A 22625-nucleotide genomic window follows, 5' to 3' on the forward strand; every position below is an offset into this window, starting at 1 on the left:
AGGAGGAGGAATAGCTTGTTAATCATCGGTAATGTGAAAATGACAGGGTTGGCGGCACCTGAAAACTTCCCCCTTGGCGGGGAACAGATCATTGCCACTCATAAGTTGCCTGGGGGCGGTATTATCAAACAGCCGCGTGGGTACTTCCCAGCTGATGGACACGAGTGGGAGGGAACTTTTGACGGACCAGACGCATATCAAAAGGCTGCTCAACTTGAAAAATATTGTCGTTCAGGAGAAAGTGTTCAGGTTTCATTCCACACCTTCTCCTTTTTTTGTTTTGTTCAAAAGTTTGAATGGCCGTGGACGCGTAAAGACTGGATTGATTTCACTATCAAACTTGAACGTGATATGTCAAAAACAGTATCCGCAACCAAAACATCCACCGCCAATGCTCAAAAAACATCTACTGTTTCTACTAATGCAACCAAACCATTAGCGTCTCTTGCTTCATCACAACAGGTAGCACAGCAACAAAAACCTAAAAAAATCATTCATGTAGTAGCTCCGCGGGAATACTTGCGAATGATTGCTCAAAAATACTATGGTGATCCGAATAAATACGAAAAGATTTACAAAGAGAATAAAGCTGTCATCGGCCGCGATCCAAATAAAATTAAGCCCGGACAAAAGCTAGTGATCACTCTATGATCTATAAACAACCTGTGTACGGAACGCAAAAACTGTTTGGTGAAGTGTACTTGGCTGGGCAAAAAATCAGTTTTAAAGAGTGGAGTGTAGATTTATGTGCATTTGATGAAGCGGATAATTTCGACGTAATAGTACCTTGGAATGTAGGGGGGAATGGTATCCTTGCTTCCAACGCAAAGGCAAGCACAACCCTTATCTCCGGTAAAGATATTCCGGTTCAAATTAAAATCGGAAATCGCGAATTGATTAACGGCATTGTTGATGAGCCAGACTGGGATTTTACTGATGAGGAAAAAGTTATGATTTCAGGACGCGGGAAAATCGGAAGATTAATTGACCGTGAAATTCCGCGCAACATCAAGAATCGCACAGCCTCTTCTGTGGCAAATGAAATTTTTGCTTATCACAAACTGAAAGCGAAGGTAACAGCAACGTCCCGTAAGATCGGTTCATATTCGGAAGACTCCCAAACCGCAAACACAAAAATGAATGATTGGGAGCTGCTAAACTGGCTGGCAGAATGGGAGGGATTTGTGGTTCGAGTGAAAGGAAATGAAGGTTTTTTTGGACCACTCGACCAAATCCCAGAACTTAAGCTCGCTCCAATCCCCTTCACATACGGAAAAGATTGTGAAGTCCGTAGTATCAAACGGCATATGAGTGGTGCCCGGGACATTATCGTAGAGGGGCGCTCCTACTATAAAGGTCGCACGATTATCGAATATTACCCGCGTCCCCCCAAAGAAAATAAAAAAGGTGCATCAAATGACGAACCGGAAACAGCGCTCATAAAAAGATACACTTTAACCGGGCTCTCTCAAGAGCAGGTCCGTCTTCGTATTCGTTCCATATATCGTGAATTAACAAAATGCGACATAACAGGGGAGATTTTTACTCCGCGCTATGTAGACCTGGATACAGACCGCCGCATCGCTTTATATGGCGTAGGATTGGGGCTTTCACAAATTTATTATGTCACTCGCGTTCGCTACAGCGAAACGTTAGAAGATGGAATTACCACAACAATAAGCTTTGGAAACAAAATGAAAGAGGTGGGATAATGCGGAATCCAAGTATAGCTGAAATTACAAGCTCAAAACCGGAAGCAGAGAAAGTCATTCCCACTTTAAAGCCATCGGAGCAAGAACTCGGATGGCTTCCTTTCTTAATCGATGTAGAAGATGTGCATGTCGGACAAGAATGTTTTGTGATTCCAGCGGAAGGGACGTACGGGCAAAGTCTTGTCATTCCCATCGGCATCCGGTTGCCCCGAACTGCCACAATCACAAATCATGCCCCGATTGAGGTCTTAATCAAAGGAAAATCTATGCAATGCCAGACAACCGTTCCCATTACCATCAATGATGTTGGGAAAACAGCGTTGTTAGTACCAGTAGTCAACGAAAAAGAGGGACCGCTCAAATATGTAATAACTGGGGTGATACAATGAACGAACCCAATGAAAATGAAGTCTATACCGGAACTGACATCTTTTATGATGTGAAAAAGCGAGATATTCAATTTGTTGGCAATGAGATTGCTACCATGTCGCAAATTGAAAATATCCGGAACCAATTATATTTGCGGTTGCTTTGTGAGAAGGGCGAACTAATCTATTACCCTGAATATGGCACGAATCTTTATCGCATGCTTTCCAAGTCTATGACACCTGCTCAAATCCAAAAAATCGAAGGGGAAGTGCGGGATACTATCATGCAAGACCCGCGCGTGGACAATGTACAAAGCGTAACGGTAGAGGTGGGAAAAGATGATGTCGTAATCATCACAGCAAGAGTAACCGTACAAGATATCACATTTGATCTTGTGTTGGAGGAGGCGACGTAATGGCTATTGAGTTTCCAACACCCGACCAACTCATGCAAAAGTTTGTGAATGTATTGATTGGCGAGGGCGCTAAAATCGAGGAATTGGACGACCAGTGGCTTGTCAAACATATCGCAATAGGAACGCGGGATATGGTATATGACCAAATCATGGCAGCTAAATCTGTACATGAAGATCATAGCCCTTTCACAGCGAAAGGTGATGCTTTAGATGAGCAGTGCGAAGAATGGTCATCGATTGTACGAAGAAAGCTGGCTAAAAAGGCTATCGTACGCTTTAATGCCAAGCGTTCATCTCCTGCATCTGTTGATACACCAATTCCGGTCGGCTCTCTTATTACGACACAAGCTATAGGCGATATGCCAGCTATTGATTTTTATGTTATAACGACAAAGGATGAGCCTGATATACCGGTAATTCCTGCCGGTCAAACAAGTACATATGTATTAGCAAAGTGTTCGATTGAGGGAAAAATAGGAAACCTCTCTGCCGGAACGACGGTTCATCCTGGCATGGTTGGTGTAGATACAATTGAGGTTGTTGAACTGGTGGAAGAGGGCGCGGATAAAGAGGATGATGAAACACTACGTGGACGGCTTATCGAAGATATTCAAAACCGTGAAAAAGGCGGTACGGAATTTGATTATCCTATATGGGCCAAACAAATAACAGGTGTAGTTTCTGCCCGTAGCATCCCATTAGCGCGCGGAAACGGTACGCTTGATTTGTTGATTACCGGAACCAACGGACTTCCAACTCAGGAGCTTATTGATGAAGTACAAGCGTTCATAAACAAAAAAATTCCGGCTGGTGGTTGTAGTGTTCTCGTTAAAGCACCAACCCCCATTTATGTCGATGTATCAGCCCAAATCAAACTGTTGCCCGGGTTTACCTTCTCTACTATTCTTCCGCAAATTAAAAAAGCTCTTGATGCTTGCATCGAAGCGGAGAATAAAGTGCTTATTGTACGAACAAATAAGTTGCGTAATGCAATCAATGATATAGAAGGGGTATTTAATTTCACTTTGGATGCTCCAGCGAAGGATATTCCGTTGAGCGGCGGAGAGCTAGCTTTACCTGGAATATACACGCTTACTGAGGTGGTGTAATGGATGCGTTAAAAGAACAGCTTAAAAGCTACTTTCCCAAGCGATGGTTTAAGTTTAGCGGCATCGATATGGAGCGGTTGCTTAATGCCATCGTGGCCGTGATTAAAGAAGGGGAAAGAATCATCGAAAAAATAGAGGCGGAACGGCTGACAAAAAACTCTGTTGATACGCTAGCAGAAAAAGAGCGATTGCTAGGGCTAAGCAACGGTGAGAAGTTAACGCTTGAGGAACGTCGGCGACGCATTATAGTTCGGAAATGGGAGCGGGGTGGACCAACAAATACAGAAGAATTTGAAGCTGCTATGTCTTACTTGCTAAAAACTCCCGTAAATATCATTCCTTTTTTTCATGATTTTCTTGTCATATATGAGTTTCAGAATACAGACAAGGTTATTAATTTTGATGTTGCTGAAGAATATATCAGAAGAAATAAACTTGGACATTTAGCGCATCAATATCAAGCTAAAAACAAGGAAAAAGAGGCCATTGTTGTCTCCCTTAACGCCTACAACCACCCAATAGATTTTCCTATATGTGGCTTAGATGTACCCATGACAACATCTATATCAGGGAAAATTTTCAGTCAATCATTTTCTGTTTATGGTGATGAATATTATCACCGTGTAGATGGTCCAATTACCGGTTTTGAAATTACAATGAAAAAGGGGGAATAATACATGGCAGGCATTATTCAACCGCTATTGCTTGATTATATTGTTCAAGACGCAAGTGATCGTTTTGATCATGCTCTAGTAAATATATCTGGGGAACTTATTCAGTATCCGATACACAATACGATTATTTCTGGTCGCTCTGTACGAAAATACGTTTATGTAAAAGAGACAGAAGCTGTGGGAAAACAAATTCTTGGTGCATCACTAATGGACAACAAAGGCAATACACTAGCCAACACTGCCCTTAACGTTATAAAAAACGATAAGGGTTTTTTAATTGGGTTTGAATTTTTTGTCGAGGTGAAGGCGAATGACATATAAAAAACAAAGCTGGCTCGATGAAATCCCCGATTTAACCAAGCCAATTTTAGACCCAAAAACAGGGAAACAGAAGACAGACCCCCAAACGGGGCGACCGCTATATGAATTGGTACAAGAGGGGACGCGCATCACAGCCGACCGGCTAAACCATATGGAAGATGGAATTACAGAAGCGCATTTACTTGTTGAAAACTTGGCCAAAGAATGGGGAGGGAATTTTGTCGCTTCTCCCAACGGAACAGCGGGATTGCAATTCTCGCATGATGGCCTGACCGTTTCATGGACCGCAGGTATTGCGTATGTAAACGGCCGCCGCTTTGAAGTTCCGGCAGGTAGCATGGAACTAAACCCGACGCAGGGACAATACATCTATCTGGACACGGACGGAACGATGAAGAAAACGACGTCCCAGGCGACCGCAGAGGCTGGGCTTTTGCTTTGGTATTTTGCCACGGATGCCAGTCAAGTTATTACGTCTACGGATAAACGAAAAATCATTACGCCGGACACATATGCAAAAAAAGAAGAAGTGGTTATGAAAGAGCCGGGAAAAGGGTTGTCTACTAATGACTATTCTGATACAGAAAAAGGGAAAGTAGCATCACACGAAACCCGCCTACAAAAAATCGAAGAAGAAATGGGAGAGGGAACACCGTTTCAAACTACCCTACTCCCCGGCCTTAACATTGTTACCGTCCCAAGAGATACGCCGTTTAATGTCTTAAACCTAACAGGCCGGACGCTTGTAAACTTAAACGGACGCAAGGGACGCGAAGCAACATCGAACACACTTACCGTAGATTCAGCAAAACGTTACCTCATTATCAATGAAGGGGGAACAAGCGTAACGGTAAATGGCACAAGCCGTCCTACTCCGTACAAAGTAACGGGTGTTACTTCACTTAACCTTTCATGGGCATCAGGTGAGAAAGTTGCTGTCTACGATATTACCGGGGATACTACTATCGACAGCCTTACGAATGCGCAGATTAACGCCAAGTACCCGTATGTAGACGATGTAAAAGGCGTTCGGAATCCATATATCATCCGGTATGGTAAAAACCTTCTGCCGCCGTTTACGGAGTGGAGCGGTCAACCTTATTTTGTGGTGAATAGTCCTTATTCTGCTACACTTAATCGGACTGGCACTGGACAAAACCTATTTACTGATATCACGGCGATTCCTTCTACCGCTTACGCTATTTCTTATAGCGCAGATTCGCTCGGAACAGTAGAAGTACAATTATACAAACAAGACGGGACGCTTCTATCTGGTGGTGTTTCGCCTACTACAAATAGAAATATTACATTTAATACAACAGCAGACACAGCAAAAATACGGGTTATTTTCAATACCGATGGCGGCGTAAATGCTTCTGTAAAATTTGAAAACCCGATGCTCAATATCGGAGACACGCCCTTACCTTTCGAGCCACAAAACAATGACTATCAATTTTTTGATGTCACACTACACTCGAACACAGATGGAAGCGTAAGAGACGAGTTGTTTTTCCGTGATGGAAAACCGTACAAGCTTAAACGGTTTGAAGAATTGGTGTTGGATGGTAGTTTGAATTGGTCTTTGCTGGGGAGCGGTACAGGATATAAAACATTAATAACCGACACTATTTTACCAGGTCATAAGATGGATACAATTACAAGTGACCATACAGGGATTAAGTATGACGGTAAAATCTTAATCAATACAGGTACGTCGGGTGTTGTTGACGCAATCACCGTTTACCCTAACGGACATGCAAACTATAAGAAAATAGCGATACAGGTAGGTACGTCAGATAGCGGTTGGGGCGAGTCCTATACGCCAACAGCGGCAGAGATTCAGGCGTATTTCTATGGTTGGAAGATGCATGATGGCACAGGAGCGCCATACAACGGAACAGGCACAAAAACGTGGACAGAGATACCGAAAATTCACGCAGGACAAACGAGTGGGACAACAACCCTTCCGACTTCAAAAATAGGACAGACATATGCTTCTGCTTGGAATCCGTCTGATACATTCGTATGGACTCCTTATTCACTACTCTACCAACTCGCAGAAGAAATAGAAGTCCCTGTATCGTCCGAAGGGGAAATTTCTTTGCACGAAGGGGATAATTTGCTTGAAGTCGGGACAGGGGTTGTGCGGAGGGAGATAGCTAACCCGAAATCAGATGGTGGTTCCATTGCTATCGGTATTGATAGTACAAAATACGCTCCTTTTGCGGGTACAGAAACAAGGTATCGTATCGAAAAAGTATTCGATGTTTATAAAAACGATCAAGCAGATCACACATGGGCTAAGAACGCATATGATGTGGCATCTTACGGGAAAGTAGCTTCAAAGAACGTTCCTGCAAACTTTGATTCATCTGCCGCTTATTCCATCACATATATTGTCGAGAATAAACACGCCTACACTGCACCACTTATCGACATACAGGGCGAATACCGTACCAAGTTGGCTGGAGTGGTGGCGGAAAACTCGCAGGATATAGCGGATTTAGCAACGCGGTTAAGTGTAGTAGAAACGCAGTATGCGCGGAAGCAACAGGGGCAATGGATTGTTCCGGTGTTGTTGAATGGATATACAAATGTGTATCAGTCAGGATACTACAAAGATGATATGGGTATCGTAAGACTAAAAGGTCGTTTGGGAATAGGAATTACATCGAATAGCACGATTATTTTTTACTTACCTGTAGGCTATCGACCCTCCCTACCTCTTTTTATGCGCACCCCATCTGGAGACATTTATATAGGTACTGATGGAGGAGTTCGTATATACAATTATGCATCAAACCCAAGTGCCGCGAATGTAGTTTTAATTGACGGAATTTCATTCCGAGCCGAACAATAAAGGAGGTAACGTATGCTCATACAAGTACACCGGATAGATGAAAACGGGTTCTATCTTGAACCTGTCCTCATCGAGCAAGGCGACGTTGTCAACGATGAAAACATCATCACCGTCGACCCACCGGAAGGTCTTTTCCGGCCACGTTGGGTTGAAGGGGAATGGACGGAAGGGTTATCCCAACAGGAAATCGACGAACTGACGAAGCCAAAACCATTGACGCCGTCTGACACTGACGTACTCGGTCAACAACTTGCTGAAAAGGAGTTGCAAATCATCCGCCTACAGCAAGAAAACAAAATACTTGGCCAACAGGTAGCCGAAAAGGAATTGCGCATCGCCAAATTGGAATCTGACACAGCCATACAAGGAAAATTACTGGCTGCGTTGGATTTAAAAATTTCACAAATGGAGGGAACAGAATGACTGACTTTGAAAAATGGAATCTATATTTTCAAAAGAAATGGTGTACTGCTGATATGGTATGCCAAGTCGTAGAACTTGGAAGATTATCGCCAGAACAATACGAAACGATTACAGGCGATCCTTATCTGAAGCCGGAGGATAATATAAAAACGAAGAAATAGCCGAACGTCTTTTCCAGATTGGAAGAGGCGTTTTTATTTTTGCCCCGAAAGGGGATGAGGAGGATGTAGATGAGACAGGAAACAGATACATTTTATACTTTTGTAGTTGGGGGCGGCGCAGCAAGCGCTGCCTTTTTACTTGGAGGATTTGACCGTTTAGTAGTTGCCCTTGCTATTTGTATGGCAGCAGACTATCTATCTGGCGTTTTAGTCGGGTTTTTTAGAGAAAAAAAGATAAGCTCAGAACGAGCATTTCACGGACTGCTTAAAAAAGGGGCCATGATTCTACTGGTCATTGTTTCCCATCAGTTGGATGTAGTAGCTGGCAGTACAGATTCGCAATTTATGCGAAATGCAATGATTATGTTTTTAATCGCAGTGGAGGGGATTTCACTTGTGGAAAACATGGGGAGGCTTGGGGTTCCAGTCCCCGCGTTTTTGCGTCAACGTTTTGAACAAATGAAAAACGATAACGACAAGGAAGCAAAATTTTGAAGAGAAACGGAGTCAACAAACGGGTATCTATGCCTTTTCATGATCTAAAGCAGGAGGGATGGACATGGCCATTGCATGGGACTGGCTGAAACAAAAGAACTTTCGGTTGAACGACCCGAATTTACATCCAGTCGTTGCCCAGTGTGGCTGGGAAGTTGTATTTGAAGCCTGGCAACGCGGTATCTATGTGCTGATTACGCAGGGGTATCGTTCAATCGCTGAACAGAATGAATTATACGCACAAGGTCGAACAAAACCGGGAAAAATCGTGACGAATGCTAAAGGCGGTACCAGCTACCATAACTACGGTTTGGCGCTGGACTTCGCTTTATATACACCGGATGGCAAACAAGTCGTTTGGGATATGAACACAGATTTTAATAAGAATCACAAAAAAGACTGGATGGAAGTCGTACAAATGTTTAAAGCCAGAGGATTTGAATGGGGCGGTGATTGGAGAAGTTTCAAGGACTACCCACACGTTCAAATGACCTTTGGTTTTTCTATTGCACAATTAAAAGCAGGAAAACGCCCATCACGTCCAGCTATGGTGGTACAGGTTCCAGAGCTGACGAAAGTTGTTGCATCGGTTACTGACAAAAAGGAGGAAGAATACATGATTCCCGTTTCAAAAGCGGACAAAATCATCGCACTCATCCAAGCAGAGTGGAAAGAGAAGGACGAACAAATCAAACAATATCAGAAAATGTGGCAGGAGGAAAACGCGAAGCCGGACAAGTGTCAGCAAAAGCTGGACGAGTATCACAGAGCAGCCGAAGCGTTGCGTAAGGATAAGAAAGAGCTTGGTGAGCTGGCTGACGAGGTGAGGAAGGTGTCAGGTAGACGAGCGGCGAATAACTAACTATATAGGTCAAAATAAATAACGATTGTTGTCGATGTCGTCGACCTCTAATCCTGCAAAAAAGGCGGGGGATCGACGACATTTGATTTTGGTTTAAATATGTATAAACATTGAGGTTGGCGATAGGACGTAAAAAATAGCTTATCATATGGCGTATGTTTATATTTTGGTGTGAGAACTAAAAAAACGTTATGTCGCAAGGATTCTCATTATGTATGTTTTCATGTAAAATGGGTTTGTAGCTTACCTATAAGGAATTGAAACTTCGTATATAAGGGTTAAAGGGGTGGCGAATATGCGGAGTTTGTAGCTTACCTATAAGGAATTGAAACTGGAGTGGAAATAGACACAATAGATGCAGATAGAGTTTGTAGCTTACCTATAAGGAATTGAAACTCATTGATGAAGCTGGGATTCTGTTCAATAGTCGGGTTTGTAGCTTACCTATAAGGAATTGAAACTCGAGTGAAGCTTCTAGAATATGTTGAAGAATTTGGGGTTTGTAGCTTACCTATAAGGAATTGAAACTCGTCTTTACCCATGTGAAGGCGACCGTCTTATACTGTTTGTAGCTTACCTATGAGGGATAGAAACAATCCTATAAATTGGCTTGACAAGTTATCGCTGCAACGATCTCACTAAAAAAGCTGAAGTTTTGTAACCAGAATTCAAGAAAGGGGTAAAAGATACCCCGCTATCCGGTCGTCCGGATGGCGGGGTGTTTTTATTTGTTGCGAACCGTGCTGACCAAATCAAAGTCGATATTCCTTTGTGCCAGCGGCTGCTTCTTCATACGTCTTGGGGGTACTCTCTTTAAAATATTCTGGAGATATTAAGAGATATTAAAGGCTGTCAACAAGGGTTGTCAGCACTGTCAATGCTGTCAACGCGCACTTGCTGATTCTGTAAGACTTTGACCGTAATATCGAGCACCATCTTCTCTACAATGCTTCTGAACGTTCCTTCTTCGAATGGACCATTTACCAGTGGCTCCCGATCGGTCGCTTCATCCCATTCGGTAATATCAGCGCGAACCAGTTCGCAGAAGACCTGTTCGTTGAAAAATTCAACGCTTTGTTGATGGAACTGGGATAAATCCGTGGACATGAGGCGGTCTTTGGACGGAAAGCCAGCGGGTAGCGGCTGCTCTACAAGAAAATCGAATTCGTTGCGCACATTAAAGAAAGGACCCACCGGGGGCGTAAGGAACGTCGTAATTTCCGCCACACAATCGAACGGGACATCAACCGTTAGCGAATGAATCACAGAGCGTACCTCATCCTCATCACTAGGGCATACAGGTGTTGCATACTGAATATTTTTGCGCACAAAACCACTTAGGAACAGTTTACTGCGGGGTGTTTCACCCGGCAAGGTACGCGGTTGGATAAGACGGCATTGCGTTAATTTTACGCGCTTTTTAATTTTCTTGATTTCAAGCACATCTTCTGGAAAAGTAATACGCGCTCTTAGCGGCAGCTGCACCGACACTTCCTGAAGTAGTACCGGAACTTTGACAATAGGGTTGCCTCCTGTTAGGGTAGGTCGGACCGCGCGCGCGTCACATTCATTTACACTAGCTGTTTCATCAAAATTAATTGGCATTTACCAATTCTCTCCCTCCAATTTTGACATACTACATACTATGAAGGAAAACGGATTGTGTATGGATATATCACATAGGACAACCGTACATTGTTTGTATTTAAAAAAGAAAAGCTGACTTGTGAGCCGTTTTTCAACGCTATTTTGGTTGCTTAAAAACATTGCCTATATTTTCCTTTTGTTGTGATATGGAACAAAAAGGGAGTGTGCAAATGAACAAACGCTATCTCTCCCGTGTAGACAAAACAGGGGCTATCCTCTTACTCGAAGACCTTCAGAAGCTTGTCCATGCAGGCAAACTGGAAGTACATACAGAAAACGGCTAGCTTGCACTAAAGAACCCGAAACCTGACTACGTATTTACAGGATGTCAGAACAAAAATAACCCGGCGTGGCCGAGATGTTTTATTTTAACGTGCTTATAATTTTTTCACCTTTTCTAAATATCAGGTCGTTTTTGTTTGCGTATACTCTTGAAGAGCCTCTTCTAAAATCTACTGCTGTTCTTTCTCGGTAATAAATGCCCTCGTTTTCAATAAATATACATTATATTATGAAGATTTAAATATGCGTGCTTTTTTAGCCATTAGTATCGCCCTCTTCTTCTATTTCTAATAAATCGTCGTAATATAATTAAGAGCACAATGACGGACGATACAAGCGCCATTACAGAAGCGATGAAAGCAAACCAATAAATTGACATCGAGAATTCCTTCCTTCCTTTCTTTCCAAACATGTGGCTTTTTATTGTTTATTATTCAGAGATTATACGTTTTGCAACACCCTTATAAGAATAAGGGTTGCGAAACAATTTGGAAAAACAAAGGTAAATAAAATTAAATATCTCTGTTTATCTCAAGTTTTTGCAAGAGGAAAGAGAATAAAAAGGAAAAAAATAAAATAAGTATGTGGTCAATGTGGTCAAACAAAAACCTGGCCTTGCGCCGGGTCTTCTCTTTCACTCGCTCGTACGAAAGCTAAACATCCCAAGTTCCTCTTACGATAGGGATGAGGGGAAATTTTCTAATAAAAATAAAAAGCCGCTACTATAAGCAGCGACCTTCTTCCCACTACGTTCAGATAATTACTATATAAATTTGCTTTGAGATTTTAACGTTTCAAACAACCAATTCTGGATAATACTTTCTCAGGACACGGATGAATAAATTCAAGAAAATCAGAAACAGATGAGCGAATCTCCGATTCATCTTTATGGAAACGGTTGACGATAACCATATCCTTCAGCCAGCGCCATAACTTTTCAATGGGGTTCCATTCTGGAGAGTACGGAGGAAGAAACAATAAGGAAAGCTGGTGCCGATTCTGCTCTAAAAACGGTCGTAACAGCTTCACATGATGAATCCGGGCATTATCCAGTACAAGAACAATAAATTTATCCATATAATGGACCAGAAGTTTTTGGAGAAAACTTAAAAAAGCAGCGGCATTACACTGATTGGCTGAAGTACAGAATCCATCTCCTGTCTGGACATCGACGGTTCCAAACAGGGTAACATGGGCGTGATGATTCGTCATAAAATAATCTTAAAATTATGTATATTTTTAATTTATCTAAAAGGAAATAGGCTGGAAACAAACGATAGAGCGTAAATGACAAGGAACCCCGCTATCCGTATGGATGGCGGGCTTTTTTCTTTTTTCTAGGTCTAAAGACTTTTAATGGCTATTGTATTTCTCTATAAATATGGTTATCATTTCCGTATTGTGGGAATTTTCATATTCCTCTGATCTCGGAATAAGGAGCTGATCCTGTAATGCTTACTATCCAGAATACAGTTCTGCTAAGTGATGTCTTGAAGCTGCCTAAGCAGACGTTAAAGGATATATGTACTGATTTAGATTTACCAAATGATGGGCTAGCCGGGGATTTATCGGAGCGTATTTGGGTAAAAATTAGTAAAGATAGAGTTCTGCAAAATTTGGGGTTGAAAAATTGCAAAGATAAACTCCTTGCAGGAAGAACTTCTGTGACGTGGTATAGCATCGAAGGAACCGAGACATTAGATGGAATGAAGGAGTTAATCATAGAAAATAATGATTTTAATCCTTTTGAAAAAGTAGTAATCCCTCCTCGCGATACATTAACCAGTACACCGATTTTAATAAGCGGTGCTCAGGGAGAAGAGGAAGGAGAATATTATCTCAGATTTATGTATAAATCTGGAGTAATAAGAGATATTTACGGTGAAGAGATGACAACTCGGCCTAAAAGCAGTGTCGGGAATGTATACATCAATGAGAAGAAGAATTGCATTGAAATTCGTACGGAGCCAAAGGTAGCCGAACGAATCGCTGGTAGCTTAGCTTCTCTTATCAGACAACAAATTTCTTTATCTGAAACTGTCATCATGGCTCCATATGGTAGTGATGTGGAATTGTTAGCTGACGACTTAAAAGGTGAGCTTATTGATGCAGTGGCCAAGCCTGAATTGTTTGTAGAAGAATTTACACAAGATCAAGGAGAAGCCGTAGTAGGCATTCTCTCGGCTTTAGATACTTTTTTTGAAGATGAAGATATAAATAAGCTGCAAATTGGATTGCTGGATGCCAAGCAGCGATTTGGTGATGATTTGCTAACAGTTCCTTTTACAGCAATCATCTTAGCCGGTATGGAAAAGGTGGGTATGGGAGTTACAGGCAGAGATTTAAGGGGATTGCCGTTATATGACTCCTTAAGACCATATCTGCAACATCAAGGCGGTTTTATACGATTTGAAATAAAAGAAGATGGAGTTATGAAGCCTTATACCATCCGTGTTGGGCTAACGACCAATAGCATTGTTTTTTTAACTCCTGCTACAGAATCTGCGATTAGGTATGTACGTGACAACGTAATAGTGCGATAATAATCATAAAATATACAAGAAAGGAGGCATAGCGGATGGTAGCAGAATGGGAATTAGAAGAAGTGGATGTTTTTGTAAATCGGGTAGCTAATAGTCAGGTTAAACACTTCTATCCAACAGCTGCTGCTAAATATACCGGATTGCCTCTCCACCTTGTGTTTGAACGGCTTTTAAAGTTAGTAGATAGCAAAAAACTTGTTCTTAAATGGGAAATTAGGTGCCCTTCTTATGGCTGCGGTCGTACAGTTGATACAACGGACAAACTGGCTGATAAAGTGGGGGAAGAATTACAATGTGTATGTGGTGAAGATATTGAAGTTATCACCGATATTATCTTTCCTGTTTTTGAATTAAATCCTGAGTATAAGGAACATATAAAAAAAAAGGGCAGCTCACGTACGCTTGTTCTTAGAGAAAAGCGAATCACCTCGCCAGGTACGCCCGTTTCATTAAGTTCAAAAGAGCTTGTTTCCCAGGATTCCAAAGCTCTTTTAGAAAAACACGCGCCTCCTCAAATTATAAATCATATTACTGTCCACGGGGATTTCCGTGGCAATATTCAGGGAGAGATTGAAATGACAGATAATCGTAGAAATATGTCAGGTAACAATTTCGGCGGAGCTAATTTTAGCGGGAATGTAAATTTTCAAGGGGATGATGTACGCCAAACTCAAACCGTACATAAAAGTCCTATCGATGATGCGTTCTTAGCTTTTATTGAAGAAATTAAAAAGATGCCTGATAGTCAGGAGAAGAAGGACGCATTAAGTGATGTAGAGGCTATGCAAGAAGCTGTAAAGAACGGGAATTTAGACAGAGCTAAAAGGATATATGGATTACTTTCAAATGCTGTAAGAGATACAGCAGCTGGAATGACAATAGCTAAGTTGCTAGGTTTTATAGCAGGAGCATAAGTTTCAAATAAATAGAGAAGTAACCCGGTGCATGCCGGGTTTTTTATTTTTATTAGGAAAATTTTCCTCACTCCCATTGAATCACAAACATACATTCGTATATAATACAAATATAAGAACGAATGTTTGTATATATAAGGTGGGATGCAGAGGATGAAGAAGCTTTCAAGCAGGCAGTTGGCGATTCTGGACTTTATCAAGAAGGAAGTAAAAGAAAAAGGGTATCCACCGTCTGTTCGTGAGATCGGAGAAGCGGTGGGCCTCGCTTCCAGCTCTACGGTTCATGGACACTTGGCACGCTTGGAGAAAAAAGGACTGATTCGCCGCGATCCGACAAAGCCGCGCGCTATCGAAATTTTAGACGGGGAGCGCAATGAAGCTACAGCCGCGTCCGTTAAGACTGTAACGATTCCCGTATTGGGGAAAGTTACGGCCGGTATGCCGATTACAGCGGTGGAAAACATTGAGGAATACTTCGTGTTGCCGGAAAACATGGTTGGAAATGATACGGTCTATATGCTGCGTGTGCAAGGAGAAAGCATGATTGATGCCGGTATTTTAGACGGGGATTACGTCATTGTTCGCCAACAACAAACCGCCAACAATGGGGACATTGTCGTGGCGATGACAGAAGAAAATGAGGCAACAGTGAAGCGATTCTACAAGGAGAAAGACCATATTTGTTTGCAGCCTGAGAATCCGACGATGGCTCCGATTCTGCTTCCGGCTGTCACAATACTCGGAAAAGTCATAGGGCTATATCGGAACATTGAATAGGGGTGGGTGATATGATGAACTTTTTCACATACCTGGGCCGGACTGTTGAAATCATCTACTTGGACCGAAATGGGCAATTGAGTCAGAGGAAGATACGGTTGCTGTCGGTGAAAGACGGGAGGATTTGGGCGCATTGTTTCAAGCGACGGGCAACGAGATACTTCTCAGTCGAAAACGTGCTGGCGATGCGGCCAGTGAAAGAAAAGAGAGTAAGTTAAAAAGAGACCCGGCACACTGCCGGGCTTACGTAACTACATATGATCGAACGGTCTGTATTTCTTTCTGAGTTTTTCCATTTCTTTTTTCTTTTCTTCCAGATCGCTTTTTAAAAATAAGCTATCTCGCTGTAGTTTTTTAATAGGGATTAGCTTCTCATCTTTTATGAGTTGGCTTAAACGTGCGCGGCTGATTCCTAGGTATTCAATTGCTTCAGCTGAGTTAAGAACCTCATCTGCAATGAACTTCTTTAACTGCTCTTTTGTATCAAAATTATAACTCATACATTACACCTTCTTAACTTCAATCCGTTTTCCCAATAGCTGCGGTAATGAACAAATAAAGAACCGTGATTAATAAAATCGCTTGTTGCCATGTTGATTGTGCGGGGGAATAAGTGACGGCCAACGCTAATCCTAACGCACTTCGTAACGATACTAGATTTTTCATGCATGTTATTACTTTTTTCATGGTATACTGAGAGTGGAAGGGAAAGGATAGGGAGGAGTGCTCCTTTTACCCCTATCCCTTTCATTTAGCTACTTGCGACGTTTACCTTGGCGGGGGCGTCGCTTTTGCTTTTTAGGCTTCTTTTTCTGTAGCTTCGGGAGTACCCAGTCTTTGAAGAGTGTGTATCCGAACACTATGAGAGGAAGCCATTCTTTTATCCACTCCATCTTTTCCCTCCTTTCGTTCTTGATGATTTTATTATACCTTATCTATTAACATATGTAAATAGGTATAGAGAAAAAAATGGATAAAATTATGATATTTTTTTGGAAATACGTTCTAAAAAATATATACGCGTCATACGCTGTATAGCGTGTAGCGCGAAGCGACAACAAGCCGAAGCGCATACAACTCACCTAGAATAACTATGCCCTCCTGCCAGAACGGTAGGAGGGTTTTATTTTTGGCTGTAGATGACATTACATGAAACATATATTGACTATATATAAAAGCTAACCTAGAATATAGTTAACAGAACTCACCACGCATCTTCACAATGCGGACCAGGGTGAGTCTTTTTTATTTTACGGGTGATTTTCATGGGAGAACGAGATAAGCAAAATAAAATTAAACCTCCATTAACGTTTGAAGAACAGTTAGAATTGCTAAAGAGCAGAAATTTAATCATCACTAATGAAATTGAAGCTATAGAAATACTGAAACGTGTAAATTATTACCGTTTAAGCGGTTATACATTGTGGTCAAAAAAGGATGACAAGTTTTTTGATGGAGTTAGTTTTAGTGATATTTATAACTTGTATGAATTCGACAGAAAACTACGCAACATTTTAATCCCCATGCTTGAAACTATAGAAATATCTTGTAGAACCGATATCGCTTATTTTTTAGCTCACAAATACGGGCCATTAGGGTATAAGAATAAAGAAAATTTCCAAAATGAAGAGTATCATGCTTCTTTTTTAAATGAGATTGAAAAAGAAATCAAACGCGAAAAAGAAATCTTTATTACTCATCATAAAGAAAAATACAACAGCCAATTCCCTATTTGGACGATAGTGGAAATAATGTCATTTGGCACACTTTCAATGTTATTTCGCAACCTAAAGAAAGAAGATCGAAAAGATATAGCGAGGTCTTCATATGGAATTCCGGAATTTTATATGATAAGTTGGCTAAGATGTTTGGCGTATGTAAGAAATGTTTGTGCACATTACGGTCGACTATATGGAAAAAAATTAATTCTGCTTCCAAAATTGTTTAAAAGTGATAAAAAGCTTGGTGTCAAAGCAGACAAAGTGTTTTGTGCCATATACATAATGCGTAAGTTATGCAAAGATCAACGTGAATGGGATAGTTTTATTACTAATCTGTCTGCATTACTTGATTAGTACGACAAAATAAATAAAGAACTAATTGGATTCCAGGAAAACTGGTATGACTTACTAAGAAGGACATAGAATTACACAATTGCAGCCATCTGCCGAACATGGTAGGTGGCATTTTATTCTTCTATAGATGACATGATATGTAATGAGATGTGATGACATTACAACCGTAAACAACCAGGAAGTATCCTTGCCGGATGAATTAACGAAAGAAGGGATTAAGTCAGTACGCATCGGATGGGTCACGGAACGCGGCACCAGGAAGCTGGCGCGTATCCCATTAGAAGAATATGAAGGGGTTTCCCGGAAAGCCGTATACGACGCGTTATGTACCAGTACGTTCGGTCAAGGAATGCAAGGGAGCGGGAAATCAGAAGGGTTCGGCACTGTATGGGCGTATGATATGGTGATGACCGGGTTCTCTGCTATCTTGATAGATACGGCAGATGGCCAAATGCTGCGCTCTTTCGTCGATAGTCTTCCTGCTGATTTCCCGGAAGAAAAATTACACCTATTAAACTTAGACAACAAAGCTTGGCCGTTGGCACTTGGTTGGGATGATATATACGGCCGGACATTTACCGGGGCAAACGGTGACGAAGAGCTGGCGGCATTGGAGATATCTGAGCGAATCACTTCCCGGTTCATCGGATTCATTAATAGCCTGAGCAAGACGGGGGAATTTACGGACCAGATGCAACAGTATGTAGTTTCCTGCATGCGGGCCATCACGAAGCGGCCGGGTTGGTCATTCCTTGATCTTGAACTCGCCCTAACCTCCCCTTCTTACCGGGAAGAATTGCTTTCCCGGCAAGAAGTACGGAACATGCCGGATGTGGTTCGTGACCTGAACCAGCTGCAAGATAATGCAGCAGACGGAAAAGATGGCAGTATCATTGACCCGATCATGTCGCGAATCCGGATGCTTTCTGCTACTCAATTTATGACGAATCTATTCTATCAGGAGCCAAAGCGGGATGCGACCGGGAAACCGGCGCTAGACTTACGGCGCATCATGGATAATCCAGAAGGCGGTACGGACATGTAGTATGTATCCAAGCCTCAGAGGATGCCTGGGCAGAGAATCAGGCAACTATCTTGAGTTTCTTCGAAGATAAAATCAACTTTAATGCCTTTTCCCGGATAGACACAGACCAGGCAAACCGGAAACCAGTACTGAAATGGATAGATGAGCCACACAAAGTTATCAAATCGATAGAGGGAAAGCTAGCTGGAACATCTGTGGAGTTTAGAAAATACCGGGTAAAGAACTTATTTACTGGGCATTCAATAGACCAAATGGGAGCGGCGGCAGATGCACTCCTGGATGGCGGTGCTCAGATTACTTCGTATAAGACAAAACGGCTCAGTGAGCTTTCCCGGTTCGCCCACGCCTTTGCCCCGTATGATGACACGAAGGAATTATACGACGCTCTCCCGGAAAAATGGCGAGCCATTAACTCTGTTCGGTTACCTTTTGCTATTTTTTATACTTCCCATATTCATGAATAATTCATTAATAATTCATGAATTAAGTGATAAATAAAGATAAAAATGGTTTGTTTTTAGGATATTAATGGGGTATGATGAAGATGTTACATGAAAAATTCATTAATTAATATATAATAATTCATGAATCGGAGGAGAAACGAGTATGAGCATCATTTTAGGTATTGACCATGGGAATGGAAGTGTAAAAGGAAAATCTGCGGTAAAGGAAATTACTCTGCCTTCAATTATTGCTCGTCCAGATTCTTTTGGTGAAGCGGAGCTGGCAGGAACAAAGAAATTAAGGCTGGCTAGTTTTGAAAGCACCAAACACGCTGGGGAAGTTTACATGTGGGGAAAGGATATTCGGGAATCCAATGACCAGTTAGCCACATACGGAAGTGAGAACCGTTATGGTGACAAACACTATCAACTTCTTTCTGAGTTTGCGGCTGCTTCCTTGCTTCCTAACGGAAAAACATTTGAAGACGTTGTTGTTGTTACCGGCTGCCCTTCACGCGAACGTAACAATCCAGAATTAGTTCAACAGTTAGAAAATGTGTTTAAAGGCATACATGGTATCACCATTGATAGCATCAAAAAAATGTTTGATGTATCTGAAGTGTACGTTCTCCCACAACCAATGGGGACGATCATGTCGCTATATTTAGATGATGCAGGTTATGTGGTGGATGAAGATTACGAAACAAAATATGTAGGGGTTATTGATATCGGAAGCGGAACGACCGATATCGACGGAATCAAAGCCCTCCGTCGTCAAAATGATGATATTGATTCCATCCCAATGGGCATGATGGACGCATATAAGAAAATTGCAGATTACATCAATTTAAAGAATTCAAATGCGCTAGCTACAGCTCAAAAAGTCGAACAGCAAATTACATCTGATAGCTTTAAGATCAGTGACCGAGCAAGTGTAGATATTGCAGAAAAGAAACAACAGGTATTCCAAGAGCTCGCAGAGAGCCTTATCAACAAAATCAAACAACGTTGGAGCAATCGCACTAAATTTGACCGTTTGTTACTTACAGGCGGCGGAGCTGTTCTTCTGGGCGATTACTTCAAATCTTTAGCCGAAGATATTATTGTTGTTCCAGATGCCCAATTCGCAAACGCAAGAGGATTTTATCGTTATGGAGTACTAAAAACATCCGGAGAATAAAAGGGGTGTTAATCGATGCCGAAACCAATGTATCAACTTCCGTTACATCCTTCTGAGGACCAGGATATTATAGAACGTCTGAACTCTATGCCGAGAGGATATAAGGCAAACTGGGTACGCCAAGCTATTCGTGAAAAGATGGCGAGGGAACGCGGGGAGCAAGTGTATACATCAGTTGCTCCTATCGTACAACAAGAACCTCCAAAACCTAAAAAACGTGGGAAACTACCGGAAATATAAATTAATATATCCCTGCCTTATGGCGGGGATTTTTAAAAAAAGGATGGTGGACCAAAATGGATAAACTAAGAGCGCACATCCGAGAAACAACAAATAATCTAGATGGTTATGCAAATTGTTTGACACGAATAGACAAACACCTGCTTTTGGTCTATAATTTAAACCAACAATTACATATGAGCGGAATGTAAAAAAGCCACCGGGATCAAAAGTAGCGCCAACTACTTTTGATTCTGAACACCAATCCGCAGTTGGTGAACAGGCGCATATGCACTCCGTGGCTTTTCATACAGTTATTTTATGTCTGTATAATAACATCTATACAGGTGTATTTCAAGATATACGCATTATTTGTGTGTACTTTTTCTGTGTGGAAAGTAACGGAAATATTCTTTTGTCGCATTGAAACCTGTCACCAGTTTGGGACAGGTTTTTTTCGTTCCTAAAGGATGGAGGACAAAAGAATGATTCATCGCGATTTTTGCAACCCGAAGTATACAAAAGAATATAGCTCGCTGCGCATGCAGTTTCATTTTCTGCTGTCGCGCCACGTCTGCTGGGATGGACTGGTTTCTCTTTCACTAAAGGAAATGGCGGACAGGTTATCCTGCTCGCTACAGTCCATTTATAAATTCATTCGAAAGGGAATCCGCGATGGCATTCTGGAACAATGCGGCGATCGTTTGTATCTGCTAAAACGCGTAGGTGACTATACGCAGGGTTATATTAAGCATTATCCGTTCCTGGAGTCTACAGAGTTCCAGGCTATGAGTCTACACGCGCAGCGTTTTGTTTTATACTGCCTATGGTCTGGCGTACATACCGGGCGTCCACTGAAGCGCTCTCTTTCTGCCTTGTATCATTCTTCTCCAGAACGTCAAGGTGTACTTAACCTGTATACAAAGAAAGAGCTATATCCTGTCCTGGAGGAATGCAAGGCGTTTTTAAAACTGGAGATCGAGACTACTCGCGGTCAAGAGAAAGTACTTGTGCGCGGCCTACGGGAGGAGTATGCCCTTCAGGGGGCATTGGAGAACCAGGGGGAAAAGCTGTGGCTTGAAGAACAGCTCTGGAAAGAGGACTGCGAACATCTGGTTTCTTCAGAAGCAAAAGAAAACCTGCTCCGAATGAAGAAAGAGTATGTAAATAAGTTCCAGGAAGTGGGACTGGAGTTATTTTGCCATGCCCTGAAAAAGCTCATGTTCTCTCACAAATTGTTTGAACTTAACCAGGCAGGGGAGATCGGTCAATACTTCCGTGCTATCCTAGATGAGCTGGAAGAAAAGATGCTGCCTGTGCTTGAAAAATACATGCAATCACTCGAAAATGCTTATACAGCTACACAACACATTTTAGTACGTGAAGCGGATAAACTGCTTACCCATTTTAAGGAAAAATGGGACAAGATCAGAAAGGCCGTATACGCAATTAAAAATAAAGTAGATCCACCGGAACCGAAACCTGTACTTCAGGTGGACTTTAAACCTTATAACTGGCTCGAAGAATAAGAATGAGCAGTAAAAGGACCGGCGACCTGTAAAAGTGGCCGGCTTTTGGCGTGCCTTTTTAATTAAACATAAAATGGAATAGGGGATATAAATAAATAAAAAGCGAGGGTGCAAGCCATTTTTACGGCTCATTCCTCGCTTTTTGTATGTTATCGGACCCGAAAAAACAGCTTTTCTGGTGTCCGTAACCATCATCTTTCTGTGGATTCTAGGTTTGATGGTTGTGAATTATAAATTTTATGTCGTGAATTTTAGTTTTTGTTGTGCGGATATTGTATTTTCATATGTGTTTTCATTTGAGCCAATTTCAGAAGAGCTTGATATATAAGGGAAAAGAGCATAGCAGTGGCGATCCTAATGGTTTTTAATTTATTGGTTTTATCTTATTGTTTCTAAAAATAGTGGTATTAATTTATATACCAATAAATTATATGAATCTAAGGTATGAAGCATTCCTATGAAGCAACATAGTGGAGCAACATAACGAAGCAACCATATGGATCATGATTCATGGGTTTGCTCCATGGGGTTGCTTCATACCTTTGCTCCCTATTTTTTGTCTTAAAACCA

The 22625-nt window shown here is 41.7% G+C and carries 25 protein-coding genes and 1 CRISPR repeat array; of the genes, 22 read left to right on the forward strand and 3 right to left on the reverse strand.

Features of this window, described 5'->3' with window-relative positions; genetic code table 11:
* The first annotated feature begins 15 nt into the window (after window positions 1-15).
* From K3F53_RS18805 to K3F53_RS19735, 12 genes are all read left to right on the forward strand, one after another.
* Window positions 16-651 carry a LysM peptidoglycan-binding domain-containing protein gene (locus K3F53_RS18805; RefSeq protein WP_220561223.1) on the forward strand — a complete coding sequence of 212 codons (636 nt, stop codon included), beginning with the start codon at window positions 16-18 and terminating at the stop codon, window positions 649-651.
* Complete coding sequence (locus K3F53_RS18810) at window positions 648-1712, forward strand: hypothetical protein (RefSeq protein ID WP_220561225.1); 1065 nt, start codon at window positions 648-650, stop codon at window positions 1710-1712. The genes K3F53_RS18805 and K3F53_RS18810 overlap by 4 nt, the downstream gene beginning before the upstream one ends.
* Entirely contained in the window at window positions 1712-2101 is a 390-nt protein-coding gene (locus tag K3F53_RS18815) for a hypothetical protein (protein WP_091261493.1), read from the forward strand. The genes K3F53_RS18810 and K3F53_RS18815 overlap by 1 nt, the downstream gene beginning before the upstream one ends.
* Window positions 2098-2496 carry a DUF2634 domain-containing protein gene (locus K3F53_RS18820; RefSeq protein WP_091261491.1) on the forward strand — a complete coding sequence of 133 codons (399 nt, stop codon included), beginning with the start codon at window positions 2098-2100 and terminating at the stop codon, window positions 2494-2496. The genes K3F53_RS18815 and K3F53_RS18820 overlap by 4 nt, the downstream gene beginning before the upstream one ends.
* The gene (locus tag K3F53_RS18825) at window positions 2496-3605 is read left to right on the forward strand and encodes a baseplate J/gp47 family protein (RefSeq protein WP_091261489.1); all 1110 of its coding nucleotides are present in this window, start codon (window positions 2496-2498) and stop codon (window positions 3603-3605) included. The genes K3F53_RS18820 and K3F53_RS18825 overlap by 1 nt, the downstream gene beginning before the upstream one ends.
* A complete protein-coding gene (locus K3F53_RS18830; protein ID WP_091261488.1) occupies window positions 3605-4279 on the forward strand; it encodes a DUF2313 domain-containing protein in 675 nt (224 codons plus the stop codon). The genes K3F53_RS18825 and K3F53_RS18830 overlap by 1 nt, the downstream gene beginning before the upstream one ends.
* Window positions 4280-4282: 3 nt before the next feature.
* A complete protein-coding gene (locus tag K3F53_RS18835) occupies window positions 4283-4600 on the forward strand; it encodes a hypothetical protein (RefSeq protein ID WP_091261486.1) in 318 nt (105 codons plus the stop codon).
* Window positions 4590-7460, forward strand: a complete 2871-nt coding sequence (locus K3F53_RS18840; protein WP_220561227.1) for a hypothetical protein — start codon at window positions 4590-4592, stop codon at window positions 7458-7460. The genes K3F53_RS18835 and K3F53_RS18840 overlap by 11 nt, the downstream gene beginning before the upstream one ends.
* A 12-nt stretch (window positions 7461-7472) precedes the next feature.
* Window positions 7473-7883 carry a hypothetical protein gene (locus K3F53_RS18845; RefSeq protein WP_220561229.1) on the forward strand — a complete coding sequence of 137 codons (411 nt, stop codon included), beginning with the start codon at window positions 7473-7475 and terminating at the stop codon, window positions 7881-7883.
* Entirely contained in the window at window positions 7880-8044 is a 165-nt protein-coding gene (locus K3F53_RS18850; protein ID WP_220561231.1) for an XkdX family protein, read from the forward strand. Before K3F53_RS18845 ends, K3F53_RS18850 begins: the two co-directional genes overlap by 4 nt.
* 69 nt (window positions 8045-8113) lie before the next feature.
* Window positions 8114-8539 carry a phage holin family protein gene (locus K3F53_RS18855; RefSeq protein WP_057898677.1) on the forward strand — a complete coding sequence of 142 codons (426 nt, stop codon included), beginning with the start codon at window positions 8114-8116 and terminating at the stop codon, window positions 8537-8539.
* A 64-nt stretch (window positions 8540-8603) separates the two neighbouring features.
* On the forward strand, window positions 8604-9401 hold the full coding sequence (locus tag K3F53_RS19735; RefSeq protein WP_281423740.1) for a M15 family metallopeptidase: 798 nt from the start codon (window positions 8604-8606) through the stop codon (window positions 9399-9401).
* Window positions 9402-9635: 234 nt separating this feature from the next.
* A CRISPR array of direct repeats spans window positions 9636-9996; the repeat unit is 31 nt; unit sequence GTTTGTAGCTTACCTATAAGGAATTGAAACT.
* Between the two features lie 257 nt (window positions 9997-10253).
* Here K3F53_RS19735 and K3F53_RS18865 read toward each other — a convergent pair.
* Together K3F53_RS18865 and K3F53_RS18870 are read right to left on the reverse strand one after the other, a co-directional pair.
* Window positions 10254-11006: a CsxC family protein gene (locus K3F53_RS18865; protein ID WP_057899735.1), complete on the reverse strand. Its 753-nt coding sequence runs from the start codon at window positions 11004-11006 to the stop codon at window positions 10254-10256.
* A 1110-nt stretch (window positions 11007-12116) separates the two neighbouring features.
* Window positions 12117-12542, reverse strand: a complete 426-nt coding sequence (locus K3F53_RS18870) for an IS630 family transposase (protein ID WP_057899734.1) — start codon at window positions 12540-12542, stop codon at window positions 12117-12119.
* A gap of 239 nt (window positions 12543-12781) precedes the next feature.
* Here K3F53_RS18870 and K3F53_RS18875 point away from each other — a divergent pair, with 239 nt between their 5' ends.
* From K3F53_RS18875 to K3F53_RS18890, 4 genes are all read left to right on the forward strand, one after another.
* Window positions 12782-13873: a hypothetical protein gene (locus tag K3F53_RS18875; protein ID WP_220561235.1), complete on the forward strand. Its 1092-nt coding sequence runs from the start codon at window positions 12782-12784 to the stop codon at window positions 13871-13873.
* 35 nt (window positions 13874-13908) lie between these two features.
* Entirely contained in the window at window positions 13909-14787 is an 879-nt protein-coding gene (locus K3F53_RS18880) for an Rcat domain-containing protein (protein ID WP_220561237.1), read from the forward strand.
* A gap of 153 nt (window positions 14788-14940) precedes the next feature.
* Complete coding sequence (gene lexA / locus K3F53_RS18885) at window positions 14941-15564, forward strand: transcriptional repressor LexA (RefSeq protein WP_220561238.1); 624 nt, start codon at window positions 14941-14943, stop codon at window positions 15562-15564.
* 11 nt (window positions 15565-15575) lie between these two features.
* Window positions 15576-15782 carry a hypothetical protein gene (locus tag K3F53_RS18890; protein WP_246615726.1) on the forward strand — a complete coding sequence of 69 codons (207 nt, stop codon included), beginning with the start codon at window positions 15576-15578 and terminating at the stop codon, window positions 15780-15782.
* 33 nt (window positions 15783-15815) lie between these two features.
* Here the strand turns inward: K3F53_RS18890 and K3F53_RS18895 are convergent, their stop codons facing one another.
* Entirely contained in the window at window positions 15816-16064 is a 249-nt protein-coding gene (locus K3F53_RS18895) for a helix-turn-helix domain-containing protein (protein ID WP_220561240.1), read from the reverse strand.
* A 765-nt stretch (window positions 16065-16829) separates the two neighbouring features.
* On the opposite strand from K3F53_RS18895, the gene K3F53_RS18900 reads away from it, so the two are divergent.
* The 6 genes from K3F53_RS18900 (at window position 16830) to K3F53_RS18925 (ending at window position 22055) form a co-directional block, all read left to right on the forward strand.
* Window positions 16830-17639: an Abi family protein gene (locus K3F53_RS18900; RefSeq protein ID WP_220561114.1), complete on the forward strand. Its 810-nt coding sequence runs from the start codon at window positions 16830-16832 to the stop codon at window positions 17637-17639.
* Window positions 17640-17781: 142 nt separating this feature from the next.
* Window positions 17782-18684 carry a hypothetical protein gene (locus K3F53_RS18905; RefSeq protein WP_220561115.1) on the forward strand — a complete coding sequence of 301 codons (903 nt, stop codon included), beginning with the start codon at window positions 17782-17784 and terminating at the stop codon, window positions 18682-18684.
* A gap of 50 nt (window positions 18685-18734) precedes the next feature.
* A complete protein-coding gene (locus K3F53_RS18910; protein WP_220561117.1) occupies window positions 18735-19148 on the forward strand; it encodes a hypothetical protein in 414 nt (137 codons plus the stop codon).
* Window positions 19149-19290: 142 nt separating this feature from the next.
* Window positions 19291-20307, forward strand: a complete 1017-nt coding sequence (locus K3F53_RS18915; RefSeq protein WP_220561119.1) for a ParM/StbA family protein — start codon at window positions 19291-19293, stop codon at window positions 20305-20307.
* 15 nt (window positions 20308-20322) lie between these two features.
* The gene (locus K3F53_RS18920; protein WP_220561121.1) at window positions 20323-20547 is read left to right on the forward strand and encodes a hypothetical protein; all 225 of its coding nucleotides are present in this window, start codon (window positions 20323-20325) and stop codon (window positions 20545-20547) included.
* 464 nt (window positions 20548-21011) lie between these two features.
* On the forward strand, window positions 21012-22055 hold the full coding sequence (locus K3F53_RS18925) for a hypothetical protein (protein ID WP_220561123.1): 1044 nt from the start codon (window positions 21012-21014) through the stop codon (window positions 22053-22055).
* Window positions 22056-22625 lie beyond the last annotated feature (570 nt).

The organism is Aneurinibacillus thermoaerophilus (genome assembly GCF_019603355.1).
Classification (GTDB): Bacteria; Bacillota; Bacilli; order Aneurinibacillales; family Aneurinibacillaceae; genus Aneurinibacillus; species Aneurinibacillus thermoaerophilus.